Origin of the sequence: uncultured Methylobacterium sp. (assembly GCF_964244095.1) — a bacterium.
Classification (GTDB): Bacteria; Pseudomonadota; Alphaproteobacteria; order Rhizobiales; family Beijerinckiaceae; genus Methylobacterium.
This window is the reverse complement of record NZ_CAXTHR010000124.1, coordinates 1-12,147: the sequence shown is the minus strand read 5'-3', so window position 1 is coordinate 12,147 and position 12,147 is coordinate 1. Positions and strand designations below refer to the sequence as shown.

General features: G+C 72.4%; 14 protein-coding genes. 9 read left to right on the top strand and 5 right to left on the bottom strand.

Annotated elements, in window-relative coordinates; genetic code table 11:
- Positions 1 to 416 precede the first annotated feature (416 nt).
- The 6 genes from ACFE86_RS17170 to ACFE86_RS17145 all read left to right on the top strand — a co-directional run bounded on the left by ACFE86_RS17170 (position 417) and on the right by ACFE86_RS17145 (position 5,421).
- A complete protein-coding gene (locus ACFE86_RS17170; RefSeq protein ID WP_375456544.1) occupies positions 417 to 962 on the top strand; it encodes a gluconokinase in 546 nt (181 codons plus the stop codon).
- Positions 963 to 1,393: 431 nt separating this feature from the next.
- A complete protein-coding gene (locus ACFE86_RS17165) occupies positions 1,394 to 2,371 on the top strand; it encodes a transglycosylase SLT domain-containing protein (RefSeq protein ID WP_375456543.1) in 978 nt (325 codons plus the stop codon).
- Positions 2,372 to 2,680: 309 nt separating this feature from the next.
- Positions 2,681 to 3,565, top strand: coding sequence for a helix-turn-helix transcriptional regulator (locus ACFE86_RS17160; protein WP_375456542.1), 885 nt, complete (start codon positions 2,681 to 2,683; stop codon positions 3,563 to 3,565).
- A 242-nt stretch (positions 3,566 to 3,807) separates the two neighbouring features.
- Positions 3,808 to 4,665 carry a serine O-acetyltransferase gene (gene cysE / locus ACFE86_RS17155; RefSeq protein ID WP_375456541.1) on the top strand — a complete coding sequence of 286 codons (858 nt, stop codon included), beginning with the start codon at positions 3,808 to 3,810 and terminating at the stop codon, positions 4,663 to 4,665.
- 111 nt (positions 4,666 to 4,776) lie between these two features.
- Positions 4,777 to 4,989: a DUF3126 family protein gene (locus ACFE86_RS17150; RefSeq protein WP_375456540.1), complete on the top strand. Its 213-nt coding sequence runs from the start codon at positions 4,777 to 4,779 to the stop codon at positions 4,987 to 4,989.
- A gap of 102 nt (positions 4,990 to 5,091) precedes the next feature.
- Complete coding sequence (locus ACFE86_RS17145) at positions 5,092 to 5,421, top strand: DUF6949 family protein (protein ID WP_375456539.1); 330 nt, start codon at positions 5,092 to 5,094, stop codon at positions 5,419 to 5,421.
- Positions 5,422 to 5,558: 137 nt separating this feature from the next.
- Here ACFE86_RS17145 and ACFE86_RS17140 read toward each other — a convergent pair whose 3' ends face one another.
- Positions 5,559 to 6,248 carry a transglutaminase-like cysteine peptidase gene (locus ACFE86_RS17140; RefSeq protein ID WP_375456538.1) on the bottom strand — a complete coding sequence of 230 codons (690 nt, stop codon included), beginning with the start codon at positions 6,246 to 6,248 and terminating at the stop codon, positions 5,559 to 5,561.
- 304 nt (positions 6,249 to 6,552) lie between these two features.
- On the opposite strand from ACFE86_RS17140, the gene ACFE86_RS17135 reads away from it, so the two are divergent.
- Positions 6,553 to 6,882 carry a hypothetical protein gene (locus tag ACFE86_RS17135; RefSeq protein ID WP_375456537.1) on the top strand — a complete coding sequence of 110 codons (330 nt, stop codon included), beginning with the start codon at positions 6,553 to 6,555 and terminating at the stop codon, positions 6,880 to 6,882.
- A gap of 5 nt (positions 6,883 to 6,887) precedes the next feature.
- Here the strand turns inward: ACFE86_RS17135 and ACFE86_RS17130 are convergent, their stop codons facing one another.
- The 3 genes from ACFE86_RS17130 to ACFE86_RS17120 all read right to left on the bottom strand — a co-directional run bounded on the left by ACFE86_RS17130 (position 6,888) and on the right by ACFE86_RS17120 (position 9,264).
- Positions 6,888 to 7,529: a transglutaminase-like cysteine peptidase gene (locus ACFE86_RS17130; RefSeq protein WP_375456536.1), complete on the bottom strand. Its 642-nt coding sequence runs from the start codon at positions 7,527 to 7,529 to the stop codon at positions 6,888 to 6,890.
- A 327-nt stretch (positions 7,530 to 7,856) separates the two neighbouring features.
- Positions 7,857 to 8,483, bottom strand: a complete 627-nt coding sequence (locus tag ACFE86_RS17125) for a PilZ domain-containing protein (protein ID WP_375456535.1) — start codon at positions 8,481 to 8,483, stop codon at positions 7,857 to 7,859.
- Between the two features lie 118 nt (positions 8,484 to 8,601).
- Entirely contained in the window at positions 8,602 to 9,264 is a 663-nt protein-coding gene (locus tag ACFE86_RS17120) for a PAS domain-containing protein (protein ID WP_375456534.1), read from the bottom strand.
- 474 nt (positions 9,265 to 9,738) lie between these two features.
- On the opposite strand from ACFE86_RS17120, the gene ACFE86_RS17115 reads away from it, so the two are divergent.
- Together ACFE86_RS17115 and ACFE86_RS17110 are read left to right on the top strand one after the other, a co-directional pair.
- Complete coding sequence (locus ACFE86_RS17115) at positions 9,739 to 10,560, top strand: rhomboid family intramembrane serine protease (RefSeq protein WP_375456533.1); 822 nt, start codon at positions 9,739 to 9,741, stop codon at positions 10,558 to 10,560.
- A 234-nt stretch (positions 10,561 to 10,794) separates the two neighbouring features.
- Positions 10,795 to 11,226 carry a CBS domain-containing protein gene (locus tag ACFE86_RS17110; RefSeq protein ID WP_375456532.1) on the top strand — a complete coding sequence of 144 codons (432 nt, stop codon included), beginning with the start codon at positions 10,795 to 10,797 and terminating at the stop codon, positions 11,224 to 11,226.
- A 37-nt stretch (positions 11,227 to 11,263) separates the two neighbouring features.
- Here ACFE86_RS17110 and ACFE86_RS17105 read toward each other — a convergent pair.
- Positions 11,264 to 12,147, bottom strand: an 884-nt coding sequence (locus ACFE86_RS17105; protein ID WP_375456531.1) for an alkaline phosphatase D family protein, incomplete at its 5' end; no start/stop codon positions are given.

The following is a 12,147-nucleotide window of genomic DNA, read 5'->3' as shown; positions in this document are numbered from 1 at the left end:
AACCCGCCTCGACCGCCCGCGCCGTCGGACCCGCACCCGGCAGGACCGTACAGCCCGACACCGCGAGCGCAGTGCACAGGAGCAGGGGGAGAACGCGCATCCAGGATCGCCCGTTGGTTTCGTGGCCCCGACGCCTAGCCCAATCGCCGGCCCCTGTCCGTAGCGGGGCGGTCACAGTGCGCGACGCAGGCCCGAACGGCGGGCCTCGTCCCCGCTGCGCACATCGCGCCGCCCCGGCGGCGCATCCGCGGGCGATGGCGGCGCTGCCGGACGCGCCCGGCCGCCCCGGCCCGCGACCCCGCCCGGGACGGATCGCGCCCTCAACGATCGTCGCGGCCGCTTCCTTTCCGCGAACGATCGCCTATTGCAGGGAACCGGCCCCTCGAACCCGGAACCCGCAGCCCGTGAGCCGGCCGATGCCAGACGCCGACGCGATGCGCCCGTCCGCGCAGGTCCTCGTGGTGATGGGCGTGTCGGGCTCCGGCAAGAGCACGGTCGCCGCCCGCGTCGCGGAGCGGCTGGACTGGATCTTCGTCGACGGCGACAGCTTCCACACCCCCGAGCACGTCGCCAAGATGCACGCGGGCCTCGCGCTGGACGACGCGGATCGTGCGCCCTGGCTCGCGGCGATCGCCGTCTGGATTCGGCAGCGGCTGGAGCGGGGCGAATCGGGCGTGATCGTCTGCTCCGCCCTGCGCAGGGCCTATCGCGACGTGCTCACCGGCGGCTCGCGGCGCGTGCGGATCGTCTACCTCGACGGCAGCCGCGCGCTGATCGCCGGGCGGCTGGCCGAGCGCCACGGCCACTTCATGCCGCCGGCGCTGCTCGACAGCCAGTTCGCCGCGCTGGAGCCGCCGGCCGCGGACGAGCACCCGATCGTCGTCGGCATCGCCGACGCGCCGGAGGTCATCGCCGACCGCATCGTTGCGCAGGTGCGCGCCGAGGACGGTGCGCGGGACTGAGTGAGGCGAGACGGGCATGGAGCGGGCATGAGCGGACGGGCGATCGCTCGGGTGGTCTCCGATGTCGACGCACGCCCGTCGAGACGGACAAGAGCCTTGAGTCCGGCGCGCGATGGCGTCCCGCAGCTGCCTGTCGATCGCGCGCCCCGTCGATCGTTCTGCCTGTCGATCGTCCTGCCTGTTTATCGTCTTGGGCAGTGCCGCCGACGCGGTGAGGGCGGCAGCCGGCGCTGCGGCGGGCACGAACGCCGCCGGCGGGATCGCGGACGCCGGCAGGCGCCCGACTTCGGCGCCGGAGCCCGCCTGTGGCAGCCGGAGCACAAGCCGCCGGCCCCGTCCCGCCGCCCGCGAGCCACCGCATCGGGGCCGCTTTCCGGCCGCATTTGGCCCCGACCTAGCTTGACCAGGACAAGCCGGACCGGGTCTCGCGAATGCATCCACGCCTACTCCTGGCCGCCGCGCTCGCGGTCGTGGCCGGCCCGGCCATCGCGCAGGGCGCCCGCGACAACATCGACGCGCTGATCGAGCAGCACGCCAAGGCCAACGGCGTGCCGGCGAGCTTCGTCCACGCGGTGGTCAAGCGCGAGAGCAACTACAACCCGCAGGCCAAGGGCGGCAGCGCGCTGGGGCTGATGCAGATCAAGCCGGCCACCGCGCGCGGCCTCGGCTACCACGGCGACGCCGCCGGCCTCTTCGACCCGGAGACCAACCTTCGCTACGGCGTGGCCTACCTTGCCGGCGCCTACCGCACGGCCCAGGGCAACGTCTCCCAGGCCTACGGCTACTACAACCGCGGCTACTACTACGCCGCCAAGCGCCAGGGCATCTCCAGCGAGGTCGCCGCGGTGGTGGCGCCGGTGGCGGCCTCGGCGAGCGCGGTGGCGAGCCTGTTCACCGGGGCGCCCGCCGCCGACCCGAACCTCGCGGCCGCCGGCGTCGCGCTGGCCTACGCTCCCACCGTCGCCGCCGTGCCGACGGAGACGGTCGCGGTGCCGCTGCCGCCCCGTCGTCCGGCGGCCTTCGGCGGCGGCGAGGCGGTACAGGTTGCGAGCCTCCGGCCGGGCGAGGACCCGGCGGCGGCGCAGGCCGAGCCCGTCGTCGTGGCGCCGGCCGTCGCGGTGCCCCTGCCTCCGCGCCGCCCGGCGGCGCTCGCCGGCACCGTGCAGGTGGCGGGCTCGGCCGCCGACCTCTCCGGAATCGCGCCGACGCCGCTATCGTCGTCCGGCCAGACGACGGCGACCCAGCCGGACCCCGGCCAAGCCGCAGCCGCGGAGGCCATCGCCGTCCCGCTGCCGCCGCGCCGTCCCTCGGCCCAAAGGCTCGCCGCCTTCGTCCGCCCCGCCGCCCCGCGCCGGGCACCGGCGGCCGAGACGGTGCTCGAAGCCACGGCGCTCGCCTCCGACCCGTAGACAGCGCGGCCGTTGCGCACACGGCATGCGCGCGGGCGGCTTGACCGCAGGACCGCAGCGCAACACATACGAGGCCGCGGATTCGGCAGATCGACGTCGCGCAAGAATCCGGCTCCGGCGCATCGTGCCCGCGCGCGCCTCTCGCGCTCGCGACGCTAGGCCGGCGGCAGAGAGGTGCGCCGATCGTCCTCGCGCAGATCGGGTCTGGCCCTGATCCGTCCCGGGCGAGGACCGCGCCGCATCGTTTGCGTGGCGAGAGCCGAACGGGCGGCGCTCCGGCTCGGGATCAACGGGAAAGCAGACGACGCCATGACCGGCGCGGTGGAACAAGAATCACGCTTCCTGTCCGATCTCGGCCGCCGGGTCCGCCATGCGCGCACGGTGCGCGGGCTGTCGCGAAAACTCCTGTCGCAGACCTCGGGCCTGTCCGAACGCTACATCGCGCAGCTCGAGGGCGGCCAGGGCAACGTCTCGATCATCTTGCTGCGCCGGGTCGCGGACGCGATGGGGGTGCGGCTCGACGACCTCATCACCGGGAACGACGCGGTGCCGGAATGGCCGGTGGTGCGCGACCTCCTCGGGCAGGCCTCGCCCGCCCAGATCGCAGCCGCCAAGGAGGCCCTGTCGGGCGGCCCGCGCGGAGAGGGCACGCCGCGCCCGCGCGTGGCGGTCGTCGGGCTGCGCGGGGCGGGGAAGTCCACCCTCGGGCGCCTGAGCGCCGAGCGCCTCGGCTGGCCGTTCATCGAGCTCAACGCCGAGATCGAGCGCGAGAACGCCCTGTCGGTCCAGGAGATCTTCGCGATCTACGGGCAGGAAGGCTACCGCCGGCTGGAGCAGGCGGCGCTTCGCCGGCTGACCGAGCATCCCGGCCCGCTGATCCTCGCGACCAGCGGCGGCATCGTCGCCGAGCCCCTGACCTACGACCTGCTGCTGCAGGCCTTCTTCACGGTCTGGTTGAAGGCGCGGCCCGAGGAGCACATGCAGCGGGTGCGCGAGCAGGGCCGCCTCGTCACCACCGGCGACCACGCCTCGGCGATGCTGGAACTGCGCGCCGTGCTCGCCAGCCGCGAACCGCTCTACGCCCGCGCCTCGACGACCGTCGATACCTCCGACGTGCCCGTGCCGGTGATGGTCGACCGCCTGACCCGGGCGATCAAGGCCCGCTTCGGCGCGCCGCAGCAACAGGTCTGCTGAGCTCGACCTGGGCCCCCTGTCCCATGGAATCCCTTGATCGGGGCGGGGCGCCGCACCACGCTTAGGCGTGGGGCAAGGGCTCAAGGCAAGCGCAGGCCGCTCGCAGGACCCGTGACCGAACAGCCATCGATGCGTGACGGGGCGGGCCGATGGAGCCCGTCGCGCCCGGGGCGAGCCCCAAACGCCTTCGACATCCAAGCGCCTTCGACATCCAAACGTCTTCGACACCGAGGAGCAAGTTCATGACAGCCAGCCCCGCCCTCGGCCGCCCCGTCGCCGACGGCCTCGCCGGCACCTGCGATCCGGTGTGGTCGCGCCTGCGCGGCGAGGCGGACGCGGTGCTGCGCGAGGAGCCGCAGCTCGCCTCCTTCATCGTCGCGACGATCCTGAACCACACCACCCTGGAGGGCGCCGTCGCGCACCGGGTCGCCGCGCGGCTCGGGCATCCGGCGCTGCCTGCGGAGCTCGTCGCGCACGCCTTCCACGCGGCGATCCAGGAGGAGCCACGCATCGGCGACGCGTTCCGTGCCGATATCGTCGCGGTGATGGACCGCGACCCGGCGACCTCCCGCGCGCTGGAGCCGGTCCTGTACTTCAAGGGCTTCCACGCGATCCAGGCGCATCGGCTGGCGCACCATGTCTGGACGCAGGGGCGGCGCGACCTCGCCCTCTACCTCCAGAGCCGCTCGTCGGAGGTGTTCCAATGCGACATCCATCCGGCGGCGCGGATCGGCCGGGGGATCTTCCTCGACCACGCCACCGGCCTCGTCGTCGGCTCCACCGCGGTGATCGAGGACGACGTCTCGATCCTGCACGCGGTGACGCTCGGCGGCACCGGCAAGCAGGGCGCCGACCGGCACCCGAAGATCCGCCGCGGGGTGATGATCGGGGCCGGCGCCAAGATTCTCGGCAACATCGAGGTCGGCGAATGCGCCCGCATCGCCGCCGGTTCGGTGGTGCTGCGGCCGGTGCCGGCCAACACCACCGTCGTCGGCGTGCCGGCCCGCGTCGTCGGCACGGCGGGCTGCGCCGAGCCGGCCCGCGCGATGGACCAGCTCGTCGGCATGGATCAGTTCATCCACATGGCCGAGGGAATCTGACGCCGTTTCACGGAAGAGTCCGCCGCGCTTGCTCCCTTGCGAGCAGCGTGGCAAGCGATGGCCCGGCCGCCGGGCTCGCCCCGACACGAAGAACGCGAAAGGCTCGACAGCGTGACCAAGCCCGAAGTCGCGAAGCTGCAGGACTACCTGCGCCGCAAGTTCGCCAACACCAACATCCGCATCGTCGCGATGAAGAGCGGCGATTCCGCCGAGGTGTTCATCGGCGAGGAATCGATCGGCGTCATCTCCGACGACAAGGAGGACGGCGACGACTCGTTCGTGTTCCGCATGGCGATCCTCGACATCGACCTCGAGGACGCCTGAATCCATGTGCCGCCTGTGCACGGGTTAACGCTAACCGGCACAAGTGCTTAACGTTTCGTAAACGGACGGGTTAGGCTGCGCGCGTCCTCAACGGAGCGCGTCATGGTACCCACCCCCGCTGCCCTCGACGCGATCCGGACGCTCTGCGTCGGGCTCGCCCTGTCCGGGCTCCTGGCCAGTGCGTTCGAGATGGTTACCGCGCGGCGGGCGAGCTTCAGCCTGCTCGAGCGCGGGGGCATGGCTGCGGTCGCCGCCCTTCCGATGCTCGCCTTCAGCGCGCCGTTCATCATCCTGCGCAACACCGTGCGCGGGCGGCGGATCGAGCGCCGCCCGATCCCCTTCGTCATGCTCGCCACCATCATCGCCTGCGGCTGGAGCCTGCTGTCGGGCCGCGTCGCCCTCGATCTCGCGGCGCTGGTCGTCGGGGCCTGAGCGCGGCCTTGATCCAGGGATCATGGCACGTGCGCCAAGCGGGCTTTCGTGGCTTCGCCAACGAAATCCCGCTTCGATCTCTTGGGTGACGCATCGTTCTTCTCGCGCGAACCGGCGGCCGCTTCGCGCAATGATGATTAGCGATTGGCCGTCGCCACCGGCGAGCCGCCGCCGTTGAGCGAGACCCAGGCCTTCCCGTCCTGGCCCTCGCGCTTGATGTAGGCGTAGCCGGTGCTGCGCCAGGACAGGATCGTGTTGGTCTTGTTGTCGAGGATGAAGTCGCCGCGGTCGGTGCGCACCATCAGCACGGCGTGGCCCTCGCCGATCTCGTCGATCACCACCGTCATCCGCAGCGCCCGGCGCGGCAGGCCGCGCTCGATCAGCATGCGGCGCTTGAGGAGCTGGTAATCCTCGCAATCGCCGAAGCCGTCGTCGGGGAAGTCCCAGCGGTCGACGACGCCCCAATGGGCCTGATCGGTGATCGGCCTGATCCGGCCGTTGACCCGGCGGTTGACGCTCGTCAGCGTCCGCCACAGGGCCGTGGTCAGCGGCACGAAGGCGGGCTCCCGGACATCGACCGTGCATTCGGCGGGCATGCGCTGGCAGAACGCGGTCCAGGCGGCCACGGGATGGGCCGCAGGCCCGGTCTCGACGACGGTCGCCGGGTCGGGGATCGCGGCGACGGCGTGCGGCTGGGTCGAGGCCCCGCCGATCATCAGGATGGTGCCGACGAGGCCGAGCCCGGCGGCACGGCCGCTGCGCCGCGCGACCGCGCGCCATCGGATGCCGTCGAGGGCCTCCGCCGCCTGGACAATCGCGTGCCGCATGCTCGATGCCCCGCCGTCCGCTCGCTGAGGCGACGAAGCTGACACGCCTTCGCACGCAGCTCAATCAAAAATGAAGGGCAAGCTAACCCTGGTCCGCGAAGAAAGTTCCGATCCGGAACGGTGGTGCCGCGGCGGCACCGTTCATGCGCGGATGGCATGCGAGCCCTGCGCAGCCGATCGGCACTTGATTCCGCCGCGTTTCCGCGGCTTGAGACTGTGACCGCGGCATGGGGCGTGCCGACGGCGCGGGGCCGAAGGTCCCAGCAAGAAACCGGCCAGGGCGCCGCCAGGGATCATCGCAACCGTGTCGCAACCGTCGATCCACCACATGATCCGGGCTCTGGCCGAGAACGGCGGCCCGGGGGCGATCGACATCGCCCGGCACGCGGTCGAGGTGACGCTTTCCGAAGCGCCGACCGATGCGGACCGCGCGCTCGCGATCGACATCCTGTTGCGCGACCTCGCGGGCCTGCGCGGCATCGCCCCCCACATCACCGGCTTCGTCGGGCGCATCGAGCGGCAACTCGGCCAGGTGCGGCGCGACGCGCTGCGCCGGCCGGCGCAGCGCCCGGTGCCGGCGGACGCCGCGATGACCGACGAGACGCCGGCCGAGTCCGCCCTGCGGGCGGCCTGACGCCGTCAGCGGTTGGCGGTGGTTGCGGGCGATGTGACGCCGCCGAGCGAGACCCAGGCGACGGCGTCCTGGCTCTCGCGCTTGATGAAGGTGTAGCCGGTCCGGTGCCAGGGCAGGATCTGGCTGGTCTTGTTGTCGAGCACGAGGTCGCCGTGGTCGGTGATCAGGGTGAGGACGGCGTGGCCCTCGCCCTTCTCGTCGATGACGACGGTCATGCGCATGGCGCGGCGCGGCAGGCCGGCCTGGGCGAGCAGGCTGCGCTTGAGCAACTGGAAGTCCTCGCAGTCGCCGGCGCCGTCCTCGGCGAGGTCCCAGCGGTCGGGCACGCCGAGATGGTCCATGTCGGTGATGGCGGTGACCGAGGCGTTGACCCGGCGGTTGACGGCCACGATCCGGGTCCAGATCGCCGGCGTCAGCACGATGCGGGCGGGCTCGGCGCGGTCGAGCGCGCATTCGGCGGCGTAGCTCTGGCAGAACACCACCCACGCCGCGATGGGCTTGGCCGCGCCGACCGGTACGGCGGCGATCGTCGGGGCGGGCAGCGCGGCCTGCGCCTCGGCGCGGCCGATGCCGGCAGCGCCCAGCGCGAGCAGTCCGAGGCCGAGCGCCCGGATTCCCGTCCTCGTGCTGCTGAACACCCGGCCCATCGCCAAACCCTCCGTCGATGGGGTGACGATGCGCCCGGCCGGCCTGTGCGGCGCTGAAGCCGATCCGCGCAATTTTATCGATTCCGCGGGCCGGCGGGGCGCGATCGGAACAGTCCGAACCGGACGCTGCGGCGATCGGACGGATTGTCCGCAGTGCGTTAGGCATTCGGAAAGGCCGGTCGCGGCCGACGGCGCCGGATGCCGGACCCGACGCGACGCGCGGCGCCCCGGAGGACGGCGTGCGGTGCGGCTTTGCTCGGGGGAGGGCCGTTCACGACGGACGAAGCGCGGCGTTCGTCCCGCGCGGCACCGGCTTGGAGGACGGGATCAGAGCGTCATGCCGTCGTGGAAGCGGTCGGGCGAGAGCGGCAGCAGGAACTGCACGCCGAAGCCGCCCTCGAAGTAGCGCACCAGCTTGCCCGGGGTGCGGCCGATGGTGACCGTCGCGCCGATCGGCGGGGTCGTGACGCTCGTCAAAGCCACGCCGGACATCGAGATGTCGATGACGCGCGCCTGGATCTCGCGCCCGCTCTCCAGCCGGACCACCACCGCCGGCTGCTTGGGCACGACGCGCTCGTGGGCCCGGCCCTCGGGCAGGCCGAGCATCTCGCGGTTGGCGAGCCAAGTGAGCTGCGAGGCGATCTTGTCGCGCTTGCGCGGGGTCGCGGCGAGCTGGACCGCGAACCCGCCCGTCGGATGACGGACGACCACGCCCTCGATCCGTCCGATATGCTCGAGGTAGAGCACCACGCGTTCGCCGATCGCGCCGACCACCGCGCAGGTCAGACGCACGCCGCCCGGCGACATGTCGACGGTCTGGCACGGGTATTCCCGCCGGTCGGCCAGCATGTAGCGCCCGAGCAGGGCGACCGGCACGCGCTGGTGGCGGCGCAGGTCGGAGGCCCGCGCGAGGCGCAGCGTGGTGGTGCCGTCGGGGGGCTGCGCCGTGATCATTCCGAAGCTGGCTTCAACCGTTCATCGTCGGACTCGCTGTATAGCTGTCCGCACTTTACGAAACCCTTCGTGACGAAACCCTTCGTGCGATCCGACGATGTCGGCTCCGCGATGGCGATCACACACGGCCGCCACGATGGACCAGGAAGTGGCCGCGGCGCACCGGCGCGCTGTCGTTGGCGGGCGGGGGGAGGGTGCCCAACGGTCCGGGACCCTCCGGTGCGATGCGGCCGGCGGGCACGAAGCCCGGCCGGTCCTGCTCCGCGCCCGCATCGGCGGCCGGCCCGCCCGGTTCCGACAGGACCCGCAGCGACGTCGTGTCGAGGCGCACCAGCGGTCGCAGCCCGAGCCATGCCGGCGGCCCGACCGGGCTGAGGGTGCCGAGCGCCCGCGCCTGGGTGCGGCCGCGATGGCGAAGGGGAAGCAGGAGGAGTTCGAGGTCGACGCCGTCGCCGGCCGCGTTGCTGCCGTGCAGGCCCGCGACCACGCCGACCGCGTCGCCGGCCACGATCTCGACCATCCGCCAGGGGTCGGCGGCGGCCTCGCCCCAGAGCGCCGCAAAGGGCTGCGCTCGGAGCTCCCGGCCGAACAGGGCGCAGACCCGTGTCCCGGCAAGCCGCAGGGTCGCGGTGCGGTGGGGCATGTCGAGTTCGAGGATCAGGCTGTCGGCCAGCAGGTGACGGATCTCGCCCGGCTCGACCTCGGCGCGTTCGGGCGCACGGCGCTCGCCGCGAATCCGGTTCCAGTAGCTGTGGAGCATGCGGCTGGTCGGATGCTTCATCGGTGTCCCGGATCGGTGCGCAGGGGCGCGCGGTTCGGTGCCGATCCGGAACACCCGCAGCATCCTACGGTCGATCCGGCGGCGGTTTCACACGCACCGCGCACAGCCCATGCCCGGGCTCACGGCCAAGCTCGCGTAACCGTTCCTCAAGGTTAAGGATCGGTTGACGTTGCATCCGGCCGCACCGTGAGGGAGAGTGTTCACGAACGCGTGACGGCGCCGGCATTCCGGGCGCCGGCCACGCCTCCGGGTCGCCTTTGCGAGGTGCACGGAGGGATCGGGCGGAAAACGCCAAGCCGTCCCCTGGTCCGGGCGGCGTCCAACGCCCCGCGCGGGGGCGTCAGGAGGTCCTTCGCTTCAGGGAGGGGGCCCGTTGCCGGGCCGCCTCCCTTTTTTGTTCCCGGCCGCCGGTTCCGGGGGTCGCGTGCGCCGCAGGCCCTTGCCGCGCGCGGCGGCGCGCCGACATGTGGCGCGATGGATGCCTCGCCCGACTTCCCGCGCCAGAGCCGCGTGCCCGTCTTCAACATGCCGGGCGTCGTCACCGCCTCGATCGGGCTCCTGTTCGCGATCCACGCGGTGCGCGCGTTCCTCCTGCCCGACACCTGGGACATCCGCGTCGTCCTCGACCTCGCCCTGGTGCCCGCGCGCTGGACGGTCTGGCTCGATCCGACCCGTGCCGAGGCGGCGATCCGGGCGGCGGGCGAGGCCGGCGATGCCGCGTTCGCCGCCGCGCGCGAGGCCTTCGCCCGCTACGTGCTGACCCAGCATTCCGCGAACCTGTGGGGCTTTTCCACCTACGCGCTCCTGCACGGCTCGTGGCTGCACGTGATCTTCAACAGCGTTTGGCTCGCCGCCTTCGGCTCGCCGGTGGCCCGGCGCTGCGGCGCGTGGCGCTACGGCCTGATCGGGGCCGCCGGCACCGTGGCCGGCGGGGCGCTGCACGTGGCGATCGACCCGTTGAGCACCGCGCCCCTGGTCGGCGCCTCGGCCGGGGTCTCGGCGCTGATGGCGGCGGCGGCCCGCTTCGTGTTCCAGCCGCCCGTCTCGGGCTACGGCACCCAGCCCTGGCAGTTGCCGCCGCACCGGCCGGCCGAGACGATCCCCGAACTGCTGCGCAACCGTACGGCGGTGGCGTTCCTCGCGATCTGGCTCGCGACGAACCTGCTCTTCGGCCTGATCAGCCTGCCGCTCGGGGCCGAGAACGCGGCGGTGGCCTGGGACGCGCATCTCGGCGGCTTCGTCGTCGGTTTCCTGATGTTCCCCTTCGTCGATCCGAGGGCGCGCGAGGGGCGATAGCCCCGCGTCGGCCTCCCGAGGCGATCCCCGCGTGTCGCACCGCGGCCCCGGCACGGGACACGATCGTCCGACCAGCGCCGACGCTCCTGGACGCTGGCCTTGCCATCGCACCGCATCCGCCACACACTCGCGACGATGGCGGATGCGAGGCGGGATCAACCCGGCCGCGTCCCGGCCTATGAACGCGTCGCGGGCCGACGGCGCGCATGGCTTCCAAGTCCCGGGAGGACCTTCATGACCGTCGCACGCATCCTAGCCGACAAGGGCGGCTCCATCGTCGCCACGACCCCGGAGCGCACCCTCGACGAGGCGATCCACCTGCTCGCCGAGAAGCGCATCGGCGCGCTCGTGGTCTGCCATCCGGACGGGTCGGTGGCCGGGATCATCTCGGAGCGCGACATCATGCGCGCGCTGGCCAAGCTCGGCGGCGCGGCCTTCGACGCGCCGGTGGCCGAGCACATGACCGCCGACGTGGTCACCTGCCGGCGCAGCACGAGCGTTGAGGACGTGATGCACCTGATGACCGAGGGCCGCTTCCGCCACGTGCCGGTCTGCGAGGACGGCAAGCTCGTCGGCCTCGTCTCGATCGGCGACGTGGTCAAGACCCGCATCGCCGCCGTGGAGGCCGAACACCAGGCCCTGCGCGACTACATCACCATGGCCTGAGGCAGGATCGCCCGAGGCAGGATCGCCCGGTCCCCGTTCAGGCGCGGGCCGGGTCGAGGGTGACGTGCCACAGGTCGGCGTCGGCCGCGTCCTTCAGCGTGACCGTCATCTGCTCGGTCCGGCCGTCCACGGCGACGTGGCCGAAGAACTGGTAGCCGGCGGCGGGCGACAGGTTCACCTGGCCGTCGGGGGGCGCCTTGGCGAAGCGCAGCTGCGGCCCGAACGTGTCGTCGAGCGCGTTGGGGCCGAAGGTGCCGGCGTGGAGCGGCCCGGACACGAACTCCCAGAACGGGTCGAAGTCCTGGAAGCGGGCCTTGTTCGGATCGTAGTAATGCGCCGCCGTGTAATGCACGTCGGCGGTGAGCCAGACGGTGTTGCGGATGCCGGCGGCCTTCACGAAGCGCAGGAGGTCGGCGATCTCGAGTTCGCGGCCGAGCGGCGGCCCGTCGCCCTGCGCCACCGCCTCGGAGCCGAATTTGCGGTCGCCGTCGTAGGTGACGACGAGCCCCAGCGGCATGTCGGCGGCGATCACCTTCCAGGTGGCGCGGGATTCCAGCAGCGCGCGCTTGAGCCAGGCGAGCTGGACGGGCCCGAGGAAATGCGAATCCGGCCCGTAGGCGGTCTCCCGGTTCTCGCCGTTCGGCCCGCGATAGGAGCGCATGTCGAGCATGAACACCTCCACGAGCGGGCCGTAGGCGATCGTGCGGTAGATGCGGCCGGGCTCGGCCGGCTCGAAGCGCATCGGCATGTACTCGTGGAAGGCGCGGGACGCCCGCACCTCCAGCGCGCGCACGTTCGGGTCGACGTATTTCTTCCGCAGGTGCTCGGCCCGGGTCAGCGGCTCGCCGGGCCACCAGTTGTTGGTCACCTCGTGGTCGTCCCACTGCGCGAGGATCGGCACGGCCGCGTTCATCGCCAGCA

Coding starts and splice junctions, on each gene's coding strand:
- ACFE86_RS17170 (WP_375456544.1), top strand. CDS start 417: ATGCCAGACGCCGACGCGATGCGCCCGTCCGCGCAGGTCCTCGTGGTG.
- ACFE86_RS17165 (WP_375456543.1), top strand. CDS start 1,394: ATGCATCCACGCCTACTCCTGGCCGCCGCGCTCGCGGTCGTGGCCGGC.
- ACFE86_RS17160 (WP_375456542.1), top strand. CDS start 2,681: ATGACCGGCGCGGTGGAACAAGAATCACGCTTCCTGTCCGATCTCGGC.
- cysE (WP_375456541.1), top strand. CDS start 3,808: ATGACAGCCAGCCCCGCCCTCGGCCGCCCCGTCGCCGACGGCCTCGCC.
- ACFE86_RS17145 (WP_375456539.1), top strand. CDS start 5,092: ATGGTACCCACCCCCGCTGCCCTCGACGCGATCCGGACGCTCTGCGTC.
- ACFE86_RS17140 (WP_375456538.1), bottom strand. CDS start 6,248: ATGCGGCACGCGATTGTCCAGGCGGCGGAGGCCCTCGACGGCATCCGA.
- ACFE86_RS17130 (WP_375456536.1), bottom strand. CDS start 7,529: ATGGGCCGGGTGTTCAGCAGCACGAGGACGGGAATCCGGGCGCTCGGC.
- ACFE86_RS17125 (WP_375456535.1), bottom strand. CDS start 8,483: ATGATCACGGCGCAGCCCCCCGACGGCACCACCACGCTGCGCCTCGCG.
- ACFE86_RS17120 (WP_375456534.1), bottom strand. CDS start 9,264: ATGAAGCATCCGACCAGCCGCATGCTCCACAGCTACTGGAACCGGATT.
- ACFE86_RS17115 (WP_375456533.1), top strand. CDS start 9,739: ATGGATGCCTCGCCCGACTTCCCGCGCCAGAGCCGCGTGCCCGTCTTC.
- ACFE86_RS17110 (WP_375456532.1), top strand. CDS start 10,795: ATGACCGTCGCACGCATCCTAGCCGACAAGGGCGGCTCCATCGTCGCC.